The organism is Cytobacillus oceanisediminis 2691 (genome assembly GCF_007678455.1).
GTDB classification, from domain to species: Bacteria; Bacillota; Bacilli; order Bacillales; family Cytobacillaceae; genus Mesobacillus; species Mesobacillus oceanisediminis_A.
In genome coordinates this window covers 92760-111689 of record NZ_VEEP01000006.1, presented here as the reverse complement: position 1 = coordinate 111689, position 18930 = coordinate 92760, and the positions used below count along the sequence as shown (strand labels likewise).

Annotated in this window: 18 protein-coding genes and 1 other annotated feature; of the genes, 9 read left to right on the top strand and 9 right to left on the bottom strand. The window is 45.9% G+C overall.

What is annotated here, in order from left to right:
* Positions 1 to 15: 15 nt before the first annotated feature.
* Positions 16 to 1209 (top strand): PDZ domain-containing protein, encoded by a 1194-nt coding sequence (locus FS736_RS13250; RefSeq protein ID WP_144478007.1) that lies wholly within the window; start codon positions 16 to 18, stop codon positions 1207 to 1209.
* Between the two features lie 46 nt (positions 1210 to 1255).
* On the opposite strand, the gene FS736_RS13245 is transcribed toward FS736_RS13250, so the two are convergent.
* From FS736_RS13245 to FS736_RS13230, 4 genes are all read right to left on the bottom strand, one after another.
* Positions 1256 to 2380 carry a Ger(x)C family spore germination protein gene (locus FS736_RS13245; RefSeq protein WP_186326779.1) on the bottom strand — a complete coding sequence of 375 codons (1125 nt, stop codon included), beginning with the start codon at positions 2378 to 2380 and terminating at the stop codon, positions 1256 to 1258.
* Positions 2361 to 3488 (bottom strand): GerAB/ArcD/ProY family transporter, encoded by a 1128-nt coding sequence (locus tag FS736_RS13240; RefSeq protein ID WP_144478003.1) that lies wholly within the window; start codon positions 3486 to 3488, stop codon positions 2361 to 2363. Before FS736_RS13240 ends, FS736_RS13245 begins: the two co-directional genes overlap by 20 nt.
* A 16-nt stretch (positions 3489 to 3504) precedes the next feature.
* Positions 3505 to 5010, bottom strand: coding sequence for a spore germination protein (locus FS736_RS13235; RefSeq protein WP_260983598.1), 1506 nt, complete (start codon positions 5008 to 5010; stop codon positions 3505 to 3507).
* Positions 5011 to 5138: 128 nt separating this feature from the next.
* Positions 5139 to 6476 carry a sodium-dependent transporter gene (locus FS736_RS13230; protein ID WP_144478001.1) on the bottom strand — a complete coding sequence of 446 codons (1338 nt, stop codon included), beginning with the start codon at positions 6474 to 6476 and terminating at the stop codon, positions 5139 to 5141.
* Between the two features lie 85 nt (positions 6477 to 6561).
* Positions 6562 to 6786 (bottom strand) — a binding site (T-box leader).
* A 117-nt stretch (positions 6787 to 6903) separates the two neighbouring features.
* Between FS736_RS13230 and iadA the strand changes: the two genes are divergently transcribed.
* Complete coding sequence (gene iadA, locus FS736_RS13225; RefSeq protein WP_144477999.1) at positions 6904 to 8073, top strand: beta-aspartyl-peptidase; 1170 nt, start codon at positions 6904 to 6906, stop codon at positions 8071 to 8073.
* 250 nt (positions 8074 to 8323) lie between these two features.
* On the opposite strand, the gene FS736_RS13220 is transcribed toward iadA, so the two are convergent.
* From FS736_RS13220 to FS736_RS13205, 4 genes are read right to left on the bottom strand one after another with little or no spacing between them, the layout of a single operon-like run.
* Entirely contained in the window at positions 8324 to 9517 is a 1194-nt protein-coding gene (locus FS736_RS13220; protein ID WP_144477997.1) for a chromate transporter, read from the bottom strand.
* Positions 9514 to 10308, bottom strand: a complete 795-nt coding sequence (locus FS736_RS13215; RefSeq protein ID WP_144477995.1) for an ABC transporter permease — start codon at positions 10306 to 10308, stop codon at positions 9514 to 9516. Before FS736_RS13215 ends, FS736_RS13220 begins: the two co-directional genes overlap by 4 nt.
* On the bottom strand, positions 10308 to 10943 hold the full coding sequence (locus tag FS736_RS13210; protein ID WP_144477993.1) for an ABC transporter ATP-binding protein: 636 nt from the start codon (positions 10941 to 10943) through the stop codon (positions 10308 to 10310). Before FS736_RS13210 ends, FS736_RS13215 begins: the two co-directional genes overlap by 1 nt.
* Positions 10944 to 11001: 58 nt before the next feature.
* Complete coding sequence (locus FS736_RS13205) at positions 11002 to 11310, bottom strand: PadR family transcriptional regulator (protein ID WP_144477991.1); 309 nt, start codon at positions 11308 to 11310, stop codon at positions 11002 to 11004.
* A gap of 269 nt (positions 11311 to 11579) precedes the next feature.
* On the opposite strand from FS736_RS13205, the gene FS736_RS13200 reads away from it, so the two are divergent.
* The 6 genes from FS736_RS13200 to FS736_RS13175 all read left to right on the top strand — a co-directional run bounded on the left by FS736_RS13200 (position 11580) and on the right by FS736_RS13175 (position 16614).
* A complete protein-coding gene (locus FS736_RS13200) occupies positions 11580 to 12638 on the top strand; it encodes a YncE family protein (protein ID WP_144477989.1) in 1059 nt (352 codons plus the stop codon).
* 87 nt (positions 12639 to 12725) lie between these two features.
* Positions 12726 to 13367 (top strand): NAD(P)/FAD-dependent oxidoreductase, encoded by a 642-nt coding sequence (locus FS736_RS13195; RefSeq protein WP_186326778.1) that lies wholly within the window; start codon positions 12726 to 12728, stop codon positions 13365 to 13367.
* Between the two features lie 182 nt (positions 13368 to 13549).
* Positions 13550 to 13795 (top strand): FeoA family protein, encoded by a 246-nt coding sequence (locus tag FS736_RS13190; RefSeq protein ID WP_144477987.1) that lies wholly within the window; start codon positions 13550 to 13552, stop codon positions 13793 to 13795.
* On the top strand, positions 13795 to 14490 hold the full coding sequence (locus FS736_RS13185) for a FeoB small GTPase domain-containing protein (RefSeq protein ID WP_144477985.1): 696 nt from the start codon (positions 13795 to 13797) through the stop codon (positions 14488 to 14490). Before FS736_RS13190 ends, FS736_RS13185 begins: the two co-directional genes overlap by 1 nt.
* Positions 14490 to 15890, top strand: coding sequence for a nucleoside recognition domain-containing protein (locus FS736_RS13180; protein ID WP_144477983.1), 1401 nt, complete (start codon positions 14490 to 14492; stop codon positions 15888 to 15890). Before FS736_RS13185 ends, FS736_RS13180 begins: the two co-directional genes overlap by 1 nt.
* Positions 15891 to 16092: 202 nt before the next feature.
* Positions 16093 to 16614 carry a hypothetical protein gene (locus FS736_RS13175; protein WP_144477981.1) on the top strand — a complete coding sequence of 174 codons (522 nt, stop codon included), beginning with the start codon at positions 16093 to 16095 and terminating at the stop codon, positions 16612 to 16614.
* A 36-nt stretch (positions 16615 to 16650) separates the two neighbouring features.
* Here the strand turns inward: FS736_RS13175 and FS736_RS13170 are convergent, their stop codons facing one another.
* Positions 16651 to 18183: a multicopper oxidase family protein gene (locus FS736_RS13170; RefSeq protein ID WP_260983597.1), complete on the bottom strand. Its 1533-nt coding sequence runs from the start codon at positions 18181 to 18183 to the stop codon at positions 16651 to 16653.
* A 210-nt stretch (positions 18184 to 18393) separates the two neighbouring features.
* On the opposite strand from FS736_RS13170, the gene FS736_RS13165 reads away from it, so the two are divergent.
* Positions 18394 to 18912 carry a hypothetical protein gene (locus tag FS736_RS13165; protein ID WP_144477979.1) on the top strand — a complete coding sequence of 173 codons (519 nt, stop codon included), beginning with the start codon at positions 18394 to 18396 and terminating at the stop codon, positions 18910 to 18912.
* The last annotated feature ends 18 nt before the right edge of the window (positions 18913 to 18930 follow it).

The window sequence follows — 18930 nt, the reverse complement described above, 5'->3', positions numbered from 1 at the left end:
GATGGTGACATAGGGGTGGCACAGGATTGGTTCATTGAGCTTTTGAAGGGGACGGGCAGGCTTCTGCTTCACCCTGTGTTCTATTATTCTTTTATTATAGCTGCGGTCCTTGGGGTTGCGCGCGTGAAGCGGGAGCGGAAAAACTTCACGGTCCGGTCGGAAGATGCTTATTTTGAGCTAAGGCAGCTGTTTCCGCTTGGTCTGCTTGTCGGTCTGCTGATTTCCGCAATCACTATTGGAGCAGGGCTTACGATACCATTCGCGGCGATTGTTTTAATTGCGGCGGCGACATTGCTATTGAGCTTTACCGCGAGAGTGAGGCTGCTGGCTCCTGCCTATACGGTTGGCGCTGCTTTTTTTGCTCTAGCTTTTCTGTCGGGCAAAAACATCGAGCTTCCGCTGGCCGGCGATTTATTTTCAAATTTGGATGAAAAAATATATCCTTCCATCGCGATTTTGCTGGCACTGCTGACAATCGGTGAAGGATTCCTTATTTTAAAGAATGGCAAAAAGGGAACTTCTCCAAAATTAGTTAAAAGCAAGCGCGGCCAGACGGTCGGTGTTCATGAGGTGAAACGGCTGTGGCTGGTTCCGGCATTCATGCTCATTCCAGGAAACATCCTGACCATGCCGTTCGAGTGGTGGCCGGTGTTCACGCTTGGCGACAATACATATTCATTGCTTCTCATTCCATTCGCGATCGGCATGCATCAGCAAATCCAGGGCATGCTGCCGAGGGAGGCCATTCAGCAGCAGGGCAGCCGGGTGATTGGACTTGGCATCCTGGCCGTACTGATTGCTGCAGCCGGGTACTGGTACCCCATCGCGGCCATCGCAGCCGTGTCTATCGCGATCATTGGCCGCGAAGCTTTGACTTATACCCAGCGGATGCAGGAAGAAAGCCATCCGTTCTATTTTTCCAAAAAGAATCATGGCGTAATGATTCTCGGCATCCTGCCAGGATCGCCAGCCGATAAAATGGCCCTGGAAGTAGGGGAGCTTGTCACAAAAGTCAATGGCACGAACGTCAATGACGAAAAAACATTTTACGAGGCTCTTTCGCGAAACAGGGCACATTGCAAGCTGGAAGTGCTTGATACGAATGCGCAAATCCGTTTTGTGCAACGGGCGTTATATGAAGGCGATCATCACGAACTTGGTATCCTTTTTGTTCAGGATGAGAAAAAGTGGGACAGTGAAGTTGGATAAGAAACCAAAGCGGGAGCCATCACACGAGACTCCCGCTTTTTTCGTATTATTCCACAACCCCTGTCCGCAGAATCTCGAAGTCCACCTTTACATTAACCTTGCTATCCGGATACATCTTGTGCCATTTCGATGCAGTCAGGTTTGTGCCTCTGACGCTTTTACGGTAAATTTCGCCAAACCCGAATGGATCTGCTCCGGCCACGCGCGCCTTTTCAACCAGGTTCTCAATTTCGGAGGTGATTTTTTCACTAAGTCTGTCTTCCAGTTTTTTTAGTAGTACTGGGTTCTTAATGTCCATTACTTGATTGACCTCAAGCAATCTTGTTGTTAATTTGATTTTCATTTCGAACTGGAGGTTGTCTTTGTTGAGCAGGTTGATATCACTTTTGCTTGTGATCGTATCCAGGACCACGGACATTTGGTCAGGAGCTTTAATTGACTCCGGAATACCAAAACCGCCTTTTGGGATGGTTATTTCTATTGCTCCTGTTTTATATCGGTCATTGACCAATTTCAGAAAAAATGCTTCATCGGGATTGGCCTTGCTGACCATTTTATCATTCTTGAACAACGCCATGCCGGTAATGATAATTTCTCCGTTTTCCCCCCTTATAGTGGGCAAAACCGGGTCAGTTCCTGCAGCATAATAATCTTGCATGACTTCCTGCAGAGTTGACGAGGGGATTTTTTCCCCTTTTATATTTTGATCTAGTTCCTTATAAATGAGCTGGCTGATATCGGAAAACCCCGCGTTTTTCTGTTTGAGCAGTTTATGTGTACTGCCTTCAACGACTGCAAGATAGGTGAGATTGCTGATAGCCGGATCCCGTGCCAGGGTGTCTACGAGATTGATGATACCTAGCTGTGCGAACTCTTCGCTGACTAGTGCTACCCGGAGTTGACCTGATTGCAGCTTTTTAGGGCTTTTTAAATCAGCTTTGTTTTTCGCCCCTTTGCTAGTCTCTGATTTTGCGGAAAGGATAATGGAATTCTGAGCTGCCTCTGGATCAATTTGCAACAGTACCATTGTTACAAGAACATTTTTATCTTCTGTCGTATCATATCCGATTGTTGTGACCAAACCCATTCGCTCCAATGTTTTCGGATCAGCACAGCCGGAAATGATGATGACAAGGATCGCAATGATGATTTTATTCATTTTTTTGTACATTGGCCTCATCCTTTTTTCGGAAAAATTTCTTTTTGACTAGAACTGCACCGAATAGCAGGAATGGATAGATAAACACGATATAGAAGGCACCTTTTGCGAAATAATCGTTCATCATATTGATTTGTACCCTGGTGAGTGGATAAAGCAGGGTCAAGAATAAAAATATCAGCAACTTCCAACTGACTTTCTGTTCCTTTTTACCAAAAACCCTTGAAATACCTCGGGTAGCCGCCCACATATAGAGCATCAAGTTCGGCATGATCAGCAACACCCAGAAGGTAATAGCCACGTATTCAAATCTTTCTATGAAAGGAAAGCGGACGATTGTTAAGAGAGAGAGAGTTCCCCAAATCGTCCGTTCCAACTGTCCTCCGCTAAAATAGGCCAGGGAGACCACCATAATCGTGAGGTAAAGGATGGTGGTAAAAAAAAGGCCTACTTGCATATATTTGTGGACCTTGTCTTTTTCTTTTAAAAAAGGATAGATTACATAGATGATCTCAAAGCCGACGACAGTGAATGTCATTTGTTTTGTACCCCTTAAAATTTCCGGAATGCTCGCTTCGAACATCGGAAATAAGTAATCCCAATTGGCGAACTGGAAGGGATAGGCAAGCAGGAGAATTAGCCAGAAGGACAGACCTACACTAAAGAAGCATACTCCTACCACTGTCCTCAGTCCTCCATTTAGTCCGTAGTAGACAAGGTAGAGAAGAGTAAGGGAAATCAGCCAGTCCGGTACTTCAGGGAAAATCCACGCCTGGATAACTTCAATATAATTTCGGACAATGATGTGGAATCCTCCAAGAAAATAAATGACAAATAAGATATTGAGCATGTTCCCGAACCATTTTCCAAGTACATCATATTGAATTCCATAGAGGTCCGTATTCTCATAGGCTTTCAAAGTCTTGACCATGATGAACCCAACGATTGCAGTTGCAACACCACTCAAAATAACGGAAATCCAGGCATCATGCTTTGCTTCCATATAAATGACCCTCTGGAATCCCTGGATGCCTACGCCTACCTGCATGGAAAAAATCACGAATACGAGCAGCATGGTATTGACCATACTCTGCGGTTTTACCTCGATCAGGATTTTCATTCATAACACCACATCTTTATTCTTTGGTTTTTTGGGCTCTGAATTTCATTTTGTCATCTGGTCTTGCCTGTTTTGGACGACTATTGGTCCAGCCAATCGGGAGACGGATGATGCTGTCCCGCCAGTCTGCAAATCTCGGCGGGTAAAAAGGAGCCAGAAATGGGCTTCCAAGACTGGATTGGCGGATCAGGTGGATCAGCAGGAAACAAAAGCCGAACATCAGCCCGTAAAAACCCCAAAAACCAGCTAAAATAATTAAGGGAAAGCGCAGGATCCGTATGACATTGCCCATCGTATAGTTTGGTGTTGTAAAAGAGGCAAGGGCGCTAACGGCAATGATGATGATCAGGATGTTGCTTGTGAATCCGGCATCTACTGCAGCTGTACCAACTACAATACCGCCTACGATACCCATTGTCTGGCCGACTTTCGTTGGCAGCCGGGCTCCTGCTTCCCGGAGGAGCTCAATCATTGTTTCGAGCAATAATGCCTCAATAATGGGCGGAAAAGGAACACGCGATCTTGATTCACCGAGCGGGACCAGCAATGTCTGTGGAATGATTTCGTAATGGAATGTCAAAGACGCAACATAAATGGCGGTGAAAAAAATCGAGACTATCATGGAAAAAACGCGCAGGATCCTGATAAAAGTGGCAATCTGCCATCTGACACTTTCATCCTCCATGCTCTGAAAAAATTCGATGAAGGTTTGCGGTGCTCCGATGACCTGGACACTGCCATCCACCAGTACCACTACTTTTCCGTTCAAAAGCCATGCACAGGCACGATCTGGTCTTTCCGTCAGCAGCATTTGCGGGAAAATTGCCAGTGAATTGTCTTCGATAAGCTGGATCAAGAAAGAGCTATCAAGGACTGAATCGATGTCGATGCTCTGAATCCGTTCACGCATTCTGTCAACCATCTCTTCATCGGCAATATCTTTTAAATAAAGCAGCGCAACCGCAGAATTCGTTTGTTTTCCTACTTTAAAACTTTCATTGCATAGATTGGCATTTGTAAGAAAACGGCGAAGCAGTGATATATTCGTTGCCAGACTCTCATTGAAGGCGATTTGCGGTCCCATCACCTGGGATTCATTTTCCGGCCTGGTCAATGAGCGGTTTTCCTGGGTAGCCACAACTGCGCTGATAATGACAGGGTATCCAGTAGAATGGACCAGTACGGCACCTTTCAGTATCGAATCGACACCATCTTCAACGTACTTATGCTTCAAAGTGCTCGAAACCGTTATGCTCTTTAAAGCTTCATCCGGTGTAGCAGAGGTGCCAGCCAAACGCGATAAAATATCCTCATTCAACATTTTCTTATCAGTCAAAGTGTCGAGGAAAACAAGGGTGAAACCATTGGCCAATTCTTTTGTGTTTAGGTCGGCACTATGATGAAGACGCTCTTTCATAATGTTGATGAATTCATCTTTGGATACGGGGATTAACTCCTTGTCGTCGAGATTTTTTTCATTCATGCTGTCAGGAGCTTCACGTTTCTGTTTCTTGAAGAACATAAAAAATCCCTCCGATGCCAGTCATCTACACAAAAGGTTTTGCATTATAGGGAAAAATTATACTGATGATAGATTTTGTGATTGTATGTATCAACTAAAAAAGAAGCTGGCGTAATGCCAGCTTCCTTTTATATGAGGCCTAGTGAATCAAGGAATACAATGATGATGACGATTGGAACGATGAACCTCATGACATTGTACCAGAGATTAAAAAGCCAGCTGCCTGTTTTGGAATGTTGGAGAAGCTCCTGCCTTAAAACTTCTTTCCTGATTTTCAGCGGAACGAAAATCGAAATCAGCAGGACTCCAAGCGGCATCAGGATATTGCTTACCAGGAAGTCGGCTGTGTCAAAGATGTTTTTTTCGAAAACCGTTGCATCCGCCAGAATTCCAAAAGCCAGGGCGGATGGGATGCCGAGAAGGAAGATCAATCCGCCGGCAATCCATGCGAATCTGGCGCGCTTTTTACGATCGCCTTTTGCAAGAGTGGCGACGACAATTTCAAGCATCGAGAATGCCGATGTCAGTGTCGCGAACAGGAATAACGCTAAAAACAGCAGCAGGAACAGCTCGCCGAAAACCATTTTTTCAAAAACCGCTGGCAGGACGACAAATAGCAGTCCCGGACCTTCAGCAGGTTCAAATCCGAGTGAGAATACAGCCGGAAAGATCGCCAGTCCGGCAAGCAGTGCGATGAACAGGTTCATCCCGACAACTGACAGGGCCGGCTGTACAAGGCTGCCTTTTTTCGGCAGGTAGGAGCTGTATGTCACCATTACTGATACCCCGATGCTCAGGGAGAAAAAGGATTGTCCCATCGCGAATAAGATGCTTTCGGAGGTGATGCTTGAAAAATCCGGAGCGAGGAAGAACTTTACTCCAGTTAACGCGTTATCGAGCGTGAGTGAACGGACGATCAAGATGATAAAAAGCAGGAACAGGGCTGGCATTAGGATTTTACTCGCTTTTTCAATGCCAGACTGGACGCCTTTGGCGACTACCACGATGGTCATCAGCAAGAACGCAGCCTGCGCGGCGAGTACACTCCACGGATCGCTGATCGTCGTCCCGAACAGCTCACCATAATCGGCGCCTTCCTGGATCACTCCGCCAGCAAGCCCCTTTACAAAATAAACACTGATCCAGCCGCCAACCACACTGTAAAAGCTAAGCAGCACGAAGCTGGTAACGACACCGAGTATCCCGATCAAATACCATTTGCTTTTAGGCGCGATTTCTAGATAAGCACGGATCGCTTCTTTTCCAGTACTGCGGCCGATCACGAATTCCGCAAGCAGCAGCGGCAGGCCGATGAACAGCGAAAATAAAATGAACATGAGGAAAAACGCTCCGCCGCCGCTGACCCCCGTCACATAAGGAAGCTTCCAGATTGCCCCGATTCCGATTGCCGAACCGGCTGCGGCAAGGATAAATCCAATCTTTGATGACCATTGCTCTTTCTCCATGTTGATTCTCCCTTTTCTCTCTATTTCAGCTGAGCCGCTGGACGTCCGGGCAAAATAAAAAGCCACGCCGCTATCCAACGATCTGGATAGGGACGTGGCTGAACACGCGGTACCACCCTATTTGGAAGCAAAAATACGCTTCCCGCTCAAGTTAATTGGATAACGGCCAAGTCCGTTCCTTTTTTACAATGTGTATTAAAGGAAAAGCTCCAAGAACGAAATTCACCAGGACTTTGTATCAGTTTTCACCAACCACTGATTCTCTAGTAACAGGGAGACCGGCTTAATAAACTCTCTTCAATGCTTCAACTTATTAAAATGTAATACTCGAAATTATAGTATGATAAGAATATACTGTCAAGCTTCTTTTTCAGAGAATTGAAACAAGCTATAATTGAGGAAACAGCAGGAAGTTGGAGGAGAGTGCATGCTGACACTTATTAAGAATGGCGAGATTTACGCACCAGATCACATTGGTAAAAAAGATATTTTAATTGTCGATCGGAAAATCGGATTCATCCAGGATGAAATCGAAGTTCCAGAAAAGTTCGTCGATGTGAAAGTTATTGATGCTGAGGGCAAGACGGTTGTACCAGGCTTCATCGATTCACATGTCCACCTGATTGGCGGCGGCGGAGAAGGCGGGTTCCGTACCAGGACACCGGAAATCCAGCTGACCCAGGCGACAACTGCCGGCATCACGACGCTGGTCGGTGTTCTCGGCACTGACGGCACGACACGAACGATGCCGAGCTTGATTGCCAAGGCAAGAGCGTTAGAAGAAGAAGGCATCACTACCTATGTGCAAACGGGCTCCTATCAGGTCCCTGTCAAAACGCTTACCGGCAAAATTGAGGACGACATCATTTTGATTGATAAAGTAATCGGAGCGGGCGAGATTGCGATCGCCGATCATCGTTCATCCCAGCCGACTGCCGAGGAGCTGGCCAAAATCGCTTCGGCAGCGAGGATCGGCGGGATGCTCGCTGGAAAAAGCGGCATCGTCAATGTCCATGTCGGCGACAGCCTCGACCATCTGAAGCTGATCGAGGAGGTCGTCAAGAGTACCGACATCCCGATCCGGCAATTTTATCCGACCCATATCAACCGGAATCCGCATCTGTTTGAAGCGGGCATTGAATACGCAAAAAAAGGCGGCTGGGTTGATTTCACTACCAGTTCCATTCCAAAGTTTTTGGAAGAGGGAGAGGTCAAATGCAGTGTTGGTCTCAAGCGGATGCTCGACGCGGGCGTCGACATCAGCCAGATTACCTTCACATCGGACGGACAGGCGAGCCTGCCAGATTTTGATCAAAATGGTGAACTAATCGGTTTGCAGATTGGCCAGGTTTCGTCTTTATATTATGCTGTTAAGGAAGCCGTTTTATCAGAGGGGATTCCGCTCGAAACGGCCATCCGTGTCATCACGGCGAACCCGGCAGCCGTTTTAAAGCTTTCACAAAAAGGCTGGATCCAAACAGGACGTGACGCAGATCTGGTGCTGCTGGATAAGGACCTTGAGATTGATACGGTCATCGCAATGGGAAAAGTAATGGTAGAAGATAAAGTTCCGCTAGTGAGAGGGACATTTGAATGATTAGAAGAACCTTGACCATGAGCGGTCAAGGTTCTTTTTGACTTGGTCGATATATCTGTAAATGTGGTCGATATATTCGGAAAAGTGGTCGATATATTTGAAAATCCGCCGAAATAATTAAAAATGTGGTCGATAAAATCAGATTTTCGCCAATAAACCTATTTTACCGGAATTCGGAAGCAGGAATATGGGTGCGAAATCAATGAAACCTTACCCAAATAGCAAAAAAACGGGCAAAAGCCCGTCCTTTTTAAAAAATCATCGACAAAATCATTCCCCCAACCGCACCAGTAACAACGACTATCCAAGGAGCAAGCTTCCAATACACAAGCATGCTGAACAAAACTGCTGCAAACACGAAATCAACAGGCGCGAGAATGGAACTTGTCCAGATAGGATGATAGAACGCCGCAATCAGGATGCCGACAACGGCGGCATTCACGCCCATAAGCGCTCTGCTGATCTTGCTGTTCCTTCTCAATGCATCCCAGAAAGGCAGTGTCCCAAGGATCAGCAGGAATGCCGGAAGAAAAATTGCCGCTGTCGCGAGCAGTCCGCCCTTCCAGCCGCTGATGACTGCTCCGATATAGGCAGCAAAGGTAAATAAGGGTCCGGGTACTGCCTGGGCAGCGCCATATCCAGCGAGGAAGGCTTCCTCACTCAGCCAGCCTGTCGGCACGAATTCGCGTTCAAGCAGAGGCAAAACTACATGTCCTCCGCCAAAAACAAGGGAACCTGATCGGTAAAAGCTATCAAACATGGCAATCCAATTAAGTGAAGTCGCTTCCCGTAAAATCGGCAGGAGGATGAGCAAACCGAAAAAGAGTCCCAAGCTGATATACCCAACACCTTTGGAAATTGAGAAAGTCATCAAATCGTCTGCAGATGCAGTATGGGACTTGAATAAAACATATCCTAAAATTCCAGCGATTATGATGACTCCAATTTGCGTGAACGCTGTTTGCCACAGCAGGGTTGCAGCGAGCGCAAATAAAGCAATCGTCTTCCGCGGCAGATCGGGAGTAAGCTTCTGTGCCATCCCGAGTATAGCGTGGGCCACTACCGCGACAGCGACAATTTTCAAACCATGAATCCAGCCTGCGTCTCCAATATCGAATCCCTGTAAAATTAAAGCGAAGATGATAAGTGCCAAAACAGAAGGCAGGGTGAATCCAAGGAATGCGAACAATCCTCCGATCAATCCGCCGCGCATCAGCCCCACACCGATTCCGACCTGGCTGCTTGCCGGGCCAGGCAGGAACTGGCATAATGCCACGAGATCCGCATAGCTTTTTTCGTCCATCCACTTCCTGCGGCGGACATATTCTTCATGGAAATAGCCTAGATGGGCGACAGGCCCGCCGAAAGATGTCAGGCCGAGCCTGGTCGAAACCATCAAGATTTCCAGCAGCGACTGGAAAGTTACACTTTTTTTCTCTCTCATTTCTTATTCTCCTTCATAACTAATTGAAAACGCTCATTGAAAAAAGATTTATAGGCCATCTGCAAATACAAAATCACCGTCAGTGACACGCTTCCGACAATCCCAAGCATGATGGCGATCTGGTATTCCACGGCAACGATGGGGGAGGTGCCGGAAAGAATTTGACCCGTCATCATTCCCGGCAGGAATATGATTCCCATCCCGACCATTGAGTTGATGGTTGGCAGCATCGCAGAATCGAAAGCTTCGTTGACGACCTTCCTGGCGGCGTCCTTCGGTGTGGCGCCAAGCATCAGGGCGCCCTCGATCTCATCCTTGTGCGATGTAAATCCCGAAATTAAATTATTCACCCCGAGCGAAACACCGGTCATCGAATTTCCGATGATCATCCCGGCAATCGGGATGAAATAACGCGGTTCGTACCATGGAGTAACATCCAGGACAACGAGAATGAAAAAGAACAAACTCGATAGGATTCCGATTGCCATAGCATAAGCAATATACTTTTTCATCCCGCTTCCAAGAGGGTGCTTTGTACGTTTGTACACATTATAAATGGCAAAAATCTGCATGATGGCAATGATCAGCAAGGTATACCAGGGGTTAGGATTATCAAACAGATAGACGAGAAGGTACCCGACCAGTACAAGCTGGATGGACATTCGCACAGTAGCCAGCAGGATTTCTTTTTCCCGGCGGATTCCGCGAACCCTGACAATGATGATTAATATCAGGATGAAGATATAGGCAGCAGCAAGCTGCAGTAACGATAGATCCATTACACCATCCATCAGAGCCCCTCGCTTCCAAGGGAGTATTGGGACAAGTCAATCGTATTCTCGGCTGCGAGCTCTGCCAGTTCCTTTGAATGAGTGATCATAATGACTGTTTTCGAATGCTTTTTTGCATACTCGTAAAATCTTGTTAGCACAGTACGGGCTGTTTCTTCATCCAGCGCGGAGGTCGGCTCGTCCAGCAAAAACACCTCGGGATCCAGCAGCATCGCCCTGGCCCAGGAAAGACGCTGTTTTTCGCCGCCAGACAGGTTCTCCGCTTCATCGCCCAGCTTTTTATCAAGCATGAATAATTCGAGCATTGTCTCCATTTCCTTAACACTTGCTGCTTCTTTTCCGGAAAAAGAAAGGCCAATCTGCAAATTATCTTCAATACTGCCCTGAAAAATGACCGGCGCCTGCGACACCATAACAACCGTTCTTCGGAGCTGAAGCGGATCGAATTCGTTGATTGGTTTGTTTTTATAAAGAATCTTCCCATCATCAGGGCTGGACAGATCATTCAAAAGCCTCAATAGCGTCGACTTCCCGCTTCCGCTCGGTCCAAGGATGCAGGTGAATTGATTTTCCGGAATCGTCAGCTGATCGATTTGTAAAATACCGTTCACAGTCACATTCTGAAGTTCAAACAAACTGCTTCACTCCCTTCATCCACTGAATTCTGGTACACATATATCTTCGAGCCTCTGATCAATCCTTGATTTCCTTGAAGAGTTCGTACGCTTTCTTTTGGGCTTCCTCAAGCACCCTGTTTCCTTTGTCTGTTGTCCGATAGTATTTGCGTATTTTTCCCTCGACCTTTCTTTCTTCTTTTATCAGCAATCCATCTGATTCCATACTGTGCAAAATCGGATATAGAGTCCCGGCGCTCAAACTGTAGCCGTGTTCTTTAAGCTCTTCCAGCATCCACAACCCAAAAATCTCTTGCTCTTTTGCATGATGCAAAATATGGATCTGGATGAACCCGAGAAAAAGTTTCCTGAGAACTTTATCCTCCATGTAAAATTCCTTCTTTCCCTGATATCGAAATCCAATAACGAAACTCGATATCATTTTAACTTATCAAGAAAATAAATCAATTATTTTGCTACTATCCTTCCCTAATGAAAACAAATAGTAAATTCTACTCCGGAAATTTGCAGATTTTATCAATTTCAAAAAGCTGTAAAATTTCTCAGCTTTATATTTTGGTTTGTGATGAACTTAACATTTTCGCAGGAATGGGCGGGATTATCATGGTGGTAGATTTCCGAAAAGGAGGGCTCAAAATGAGTCGTTTAAATGTAAAAATGATTAGCCTGTTTGCTTCTGTTGGACTTGTTCTTGCAGGGTGTGGGACGGGTGCTGCTACTAAGGTTGAAAAGAAACCTGAAGTGAAAGCGGCCAAACAAGAACTAGTTTCAGAAAAATATTATTTCACCGCGAATGAGGGCGGGACCATCAGCAAGATCAATGTAAAAGACAATAAGGTGGCTGGTACCATCGAGGCGGAAGGAGTGGTTCATAATATCCAGCTTTCGCCTGATGGAAAAGTTGTTGCCGCAACACTAATTCCTGAGTCTGGGCACGGGCATGGCGGTCACGAAGGAGGAACTTCTGGAAAAGTAGTATTCTATGATGCCTTTACAAATGAACTGTTAAAAGAAGTGGAGGTTGGGAATCATCCGGCGCATGTTGTGTACTCAGGGGATGGCAAATACGTATTGACAACAAATAACGAGGATGACACCGTTTCAGTCATTGACGCGGCAGCCTATAAAGTGATCAAAACCGTTCCCACAGGCAATGGCCCACATGGTTTCAGGGTTTCTCCTGACAGCCAATTCGCCTATATCGCCAATATGGGTGAGGACACAGTAAGTGTAATCAATCTGGAAACATTCCAGGAAGAAAGAATGAAAATAGGAAGTACACCTGTGACAACAGGAGTGACCAAGGACGGAAAGACCCTGGCAGTAACCCTTTTCTCAGAAAACTCACTAGCCATAGTCGATCTAGAAACGAAGCAAGTGGCCAAGGTGGAAGTTGGTACAGGCCCGGCACAGGTCTATATTGGTCCTGACAGCAAGTATGCGTATGTCGCGAACCAGGGTACCGAGGAATCCCCTTCAAGTTCCATGTCAATAGTTGATTTGGAAGCAAAAACGGTTGTCGATGAGATCAAGACAGGAAATGGAGCGCATGGTGTTACTGTTAGCAATGACGGAAAGTTCGCCTATGTCACCAATATGTTCGATAACACAGTCAGTATCATTGACTTGGCTAGCAAACAAGTAAAAACAATCAAGGTTGGGGAAATACCTAACGGAATCACGATCATGAATTGATTCGAAAAATCCACACATTCTCCACTTTTTCACGGTATGATGGAAATAAATTCATTCTATATAAGCGTGAAGGAGGATGGAGATAAATTGGAAACGACTGAGAAAACCATAAAGCTGGCCGTTAATGGCGGCATTGATTTTGGCTCCAAACTGAATGCCAGGCAGCTGCTGGCCCTGGCGAAATATCTGGGAGAGGACCAGGAGCTGGAGCTGACGACGTTTCAGCAGCTGTATATCGAAATACCGGAAAGCCGAAAAGAAGAGGCAATCGCAGAGTTTGAACAGGCTGGCCTCAGCTGTTATCCAGTTGGGAGCTTTGTGAAAAGTCTCCGCACATGTAATTTTTGCAAAGGAGCGGAGGAGGAAGGGATGCCCGTTGCCATTGAACTGAACAAAAGGATCGCCGGCAAAGCTGTCCCTTTTACCCTGAAGCCAGCGTATACCGGCTGCCCGGTCGGCTGCGGTGAACCGCTCATTAACGATATCGGCATAATGAAAGTGAAAGACGGCTACAATCTATATGCCGGGGGAAAATCAAAGGGGCAGGATGCTGCACCGGGAAGCCTGTTATATGAACAGCTTACTCCGGATGAGCTTTATCAAAGAGTTGAGAGTCTCATAGACATATATAATGAGAATGGGAAAAAGCGCGAGCCGGTCCATAAATTCATTGCCCGGTTTGGAAAAGAAGAGCTGTTGGAGATGATTAATACAGCGTGTCAAAAGTAAAAATAAGATGATTTCATATTCTGCTATCCAAGGCTGGAGAGCATATGGACATATCCAATTTTCTGGATTTGTCCATATGCTTTTTTGTTTTATAAAAATAATTTTGACACTTTCTCCACACTTACATATAATAAAAAACAAAAGTTGCACTAAGGAAACTTTTTAAGGTGGAGGAAATATTAATGAGCGAATCAAAAAAAGTCCGTTTATCCGATGGTGAAAAAGGAAACGTCATTAAGCTGACGTGCATATCAGTTGAAGGGGTCATGCGGAGAAGGCTGCTTGATTTAGGATTTGTGCCTGGGGCGATCGTGGAAGTAATCAGGAAAAGTCCTTTGGGTGATCCAATTGCTTTTCGCGTAAGCAATACTACGATCGCTTTAAGGAAAGATGAAAGCATAAAAATCGAAGGGGAGCTGATGGACTGATGAGCAGGCAATTTCGTGTCGCGCTGGCTGGAAACCCTAATACGGGGAAAAGTACATTGTTCAATGTTTTGACTGGATTGAAGCAGCATACGGGAAACTGGGCGGGAAAGACGGTTGAATTAAAGGAAGGTTCCTTTCAATATAAAGGCAACACTTTTAAACTAGTCGATTTGCCTGGTACCTATTCGCTTTACTCCAATTCTCTTGATGAAGAAGTGGCCCGCAATTATATTGTGTTCGAAAAACCTGATCTCACACTCGTCGTATTGGACGCTACTGCACTGGAACGGAATTTTAACCTGGCTTTACAAGTTCTTGAGATGACCGGCCAGGTAATCATCTGCATCAATTTGATTGATGAGGCTGAGAAGATGGGGATTAAAATTAATGAAAAGATCTTAATGAGGCGGCTAGGGGTACCGGTCATCAAAATCTCTGCCAGGAATAAAACGGGCATTTCGGCGCTGCTCGATGCCATGGACCGGCTGATGAGCGGTGAGATCACATGTAATCCTGTACCGGTCACCTATGATGAAGAAACCGAAGAAAAAATTGCAGTCCTCATTCCGCTGGTAAAACAGCTTCGGAATAGCCGAATTCCATCCAGATGGCTTGCTTTGCGCTTACTTGATGGAGATAAAGCGCTGCTTGAGGAAATCAGCAAGCGGCAACCGTCAGAGGAGGTGTTGCAGTAATGGAATCTCAATCATTGGATCAAAATCAGCTTTTGGAAGAAATTCTTCATCAAGCTGAAAAACTATCAACCTCCGACTCTCGTGACCGCATCGTTGAGAAGCTCTATCAGAATAGCAGTCAATTGGTTCAGGCCGGAGTTACTTACACGAAAAATAAACACTCTCAGCGCACTGAAAAATTAGATGCGATTTTCACCTCGCCCATCCTTGGTTTCCCGATCATGCTGGTGATGCTCGGGGTGGTCTTTTATTTAACGATTGCCGGCGCAAATGTTCCATCTGCCATGCTGGCTGAATTTTTTGGCTGGATTGAAGGATACCTCACTTTGTTTTTTGAAATGATCAATGCACCTGAATGGCTACATGGTGTACTTGTTCTAGGTTTCTATCGTGGCACAACATGGGTGATCAGTGTCATGCTCCCGCCGATGGCGATTTTCTTCCCGACATTTGCCCTCTTTGAAAACTATGGCTATCTCCCGCGTGTTGCCTTTAATATGGACCGACTTTTTAAGTCTGTTGGCGCACATGGAAAGCAATCGCTGACAATGGCGATGGGTTTTGGGTGCAATGCGGCAGCGATGATGTCTACGAGAATCATCGAGTCGCCGCGGGAAAGAATGCTGGCGATCCTTACGAATAACTTCGTACCTTGCAACGGAAGATGGGGAACACTGATTGTCCTTGCTTCACTATTCATGGCTTCAGGTTTTACGGGCGGAATGGCAATGGTCGTGACGACTTCGGTCATCGTGGGGATTGTATTGTTTGGCATCATCGTGACATTCTTTGTATCCTGGATTCTTTCAAAAACAATGCTTAAAGGAGTTCCGACACATTATACATTGGAGCTGCCTCCATATCGAAAGCCGAAAATATTCGATACTGTGATCAGGGCTTCTCTGACAAAATCGCTATCCGTTCTTAACAGGGCGGTTAAAGTCGCGGCGCCCGCAGCCGTCCTGACATGGGTTTTCGCCAACATCGATATAGGCGGAACCAGCATCCTCCTGCATATTGTGCAATTTTTAGATCCTCTTGGGCAATCGCTGGGGCTGGATGGATATATCCTTATGGCTTTCTTGATTGGCCTGCCGGCAAATGAAATTGTATTGCCGGTACTGTTGATGGGTTATTTATCCACAGGGGAACTGATCGATGTGGAAGGAATCGGGGATTTGAAGCAAATCTTCCTTGATCAGGGCTGGACCTGTCTGACAGCTCTCAACATGATGTTGTTTTCACTCCTTCATTATCCTTGCGGAACCACACTGATCAATATTTATAAGGAGACAAAGAGCAAGAAATGGACTTTTATGGCATTCATGATCCCGACTGTCATCGCCTTACTTGTAACATTTGTGATCGCCCAACTGGCAAAGTTATTAGGCTGGGTGTGAAAATAAGCATAAGGGCCAAATAAGTGGGTTGGTCCTTATGCTTTTTGTTTTATCCAAGGCCCGACCAGCAAGCGACACCGTTATTTTTAAGTTGGCAGCGTTTGTTGTTGGCCTGAACGAGATGCTTGCGAATTTGTTCTTTGCCTAATATAGAATGGGTTTCAGGGTATAGGATAGAATAATTAGACAAGGAGTGAAGCGTATGTCCCAAGATGCTTTGTCAAAATGGATTAAGCTGGGTGGCTACATAGTTACTGCTGCATTTGCTGGTATGTTGATCCTCGGTTTCTTCACTGGTGAAACTGATTTGTTGAGCGATCTTTACGAGAAGGTCGGAACAGCAGCCGAAATAGGAGCGATCGCAGCCTTTGCACTATGGCTGGCCAGACTTCTATTCCTGCAATTAAAAAAACGGAAAGTTGGATTTTTGAAGTGGGCCCAGATAGCATACAAGCTTTTGAGGGAGCATCATACACTGATTGGCTGGGCTGCTTTTTCAGGAGCGATTGCGCATGGCTCTTATTTTTTCCTGCAGACTAATGAAGAATGGGAAAGCATCTACAGCGGATTAGCGACATTGATAGGATTTGCTTTTCTTGTAACCTTTGGCTTGATCCTGGACAAGTGGGCAAAGGGGAAGAAGTATCTCGCGTATAAAAAAATCCACCGGGCAATCGCGATTGTTTTTGGGATTGCCTTAGGGGTCCATCTCCTGATCGGTTAATGCCACAAAAAAAAGACTCCGGGGATGTCCGGAATCTTACTCTTCTACCGTGAATTGTCCCATCATCCCGGCGTCCTCGTGCTCCAGGATGTGACAGTGGTACATGAACAAACCTTTATGGTCGAATGTCGCAATCGCACGCACTTTTTCTCCAGGTGCGACCAAAATCGTATCTTTCCAGCCCCGTTCGTTTGCAGGTGGCGGATTTCCATCCCGGTCCAAAATCAGGAACTGAGTGCCATGGCCATGGAATGGGTGAGCCATTCCCATATTATTGCCCATCATGCCCATGCCCTCGTTCGAAATTTCCCATATCTCTGTATCATGAAGTTTGAGCTGCTCGTCAATCCGATCCATATCCATCTGTTTGCCGTTGATAGTGACATTGCTTCCCATTCCTGACATGACAAACTCTCTTGTCCTGGAAGCCATGGATTCATCGACTTGCGGAATGTCAGCCAATTGGGAGGGAAGTTCTTTTGGCCCTTTTTCCTCGCCAGTTACGACGAATTTCATGAATGAGGTGCCCTGGTCTGTCAACTCGACTGTCTGGCCCTCTTCATATTCGGAAAAATCCACAATCAGCTCTGCCCGCTCGGCGGAGCTTAAAATGAGGCTGTTCAGCTTCACAGGCTTTTCCATCAGACCGCCATCCGTACCTATCTGGTAAAATTCCTGTCCATTGCTCAATGCGAATTGATAGATCCGCGCATTCGACCCATTGAGCAGCCGGAAACGAACCTTTCCTTTCGGAACCTCAACATACGGATTGATGGCTCCGTTGACCATAATGGTGTCACCCTGGAGACCCATCATCACGTCGTGCATGCTCAAATCATAATCAAACTGGCCATTTTCATCCAGCTGTTTGTCCTGGACAATCAATGGTATATCATTCACACCATATTCATCTGGCAGGTCCAGTTTTTCACTTTCTTCATCATCGATTAAAAATAACCCGGCAAGCCCTTTATAAACATGTTCTCCTGTTTCATGGAGCAGGTGCGGATGGTACCATAATGTTGCCGCGTTTTGTTCGATTTTAAATTGCGGATTCCAGGTAGTCCCTGGCTGGATTCCGTTGTGAGGACCGCCATCATCCTCACCATCCACTTCGAGACCATGCCAGTGTAGAGTGGTTGCTTCACCAATCTCATTTTTCACTTTGACAGAAACGTCATCGCCCTTTTTGACGCGAATGACTGGGCCAAGGTAATCGCCATTATACCCGAATGTATCTGTAGCTTTTCCTTCTAAAAACTCCATCGAACCTTTTTGGGCAACAAGAGTGAATTCTGCTTTGCCCGGGTCGGGATTCTCATCTTCAAGAATCGGAGGAATCGGGAGTGGCTTTTCTCCCTCGGCAAAAGATTCATTCTTCATATCCTCAACCTGGCCGGAACCGCCGCCCATCATTCCGCCATTTCCCATTCCGCCACCGTTCATCATTCCGCCGCCTTGGCCGGGCATATTCCCTCCCATGCCTCCGCCCATCATCCTCATGAATAACCAGCCGCCTACTAGGACTAAGACAAGGATGATCAGTGCTGCTATACCAAACTTTTTCACTTTTTTTGCGCCTCCTTTGTAGCCTTGGCCATCGTTGATTCTGACATTATACCTTTGGTATACCTCGTGTAGTATTTTATAAGCGCTATTTTTCAATTGCAAACAAAATAAACCGTATCAGCTAAATATGCATTTTCTATGGAGTTTATCCTTCCCTGAAAGTGGTAGTGGTTATTTGAGGCAATGAAAAAAGTAAGGAGGAATATTCTTTTGTTACTTCCAGCGTCTGATTTAGGATTGATCACATCCCACTTACCTGCCCACGACGGCATGCTTATGAAAGTGAAGCTTTTGGCAAAAGAAGCAAAGGATGAAAAACTGATAAATTTGCTAAATTTGAAGGCAGGTATCATACGCAGCCATGTGCGCATTATGATGGATATGCTTGATCCAGATAAAAGCGGCTTCGAGAAGATTCCTGATTTCGATGAGCTTCCCCAGAATCAGTTTGAAACGACAACGAGAGGCAGCAAAAAGATGGACAGGCATATCGCGATGGAAATCAAGACATCTGCCGAGGCGATGGCAAAGGATAATTTCGTCTCCGCTCTAAAGATGAAGGATCCTAAAGTGAAGGAAGCACATATTGAAATGGCACTGCAGCAAGTAACGCTCCTCGAAATGATTACAGAGTTCCTTAAAGAGAATGAAGCGGACGTAACACCTCTCGGTACTGTGGATGAACAAAAGAAGGTAGTGAATCATTTCAGTCATATTATGGAAGAATAAATTTTTAGAATGGAGGTT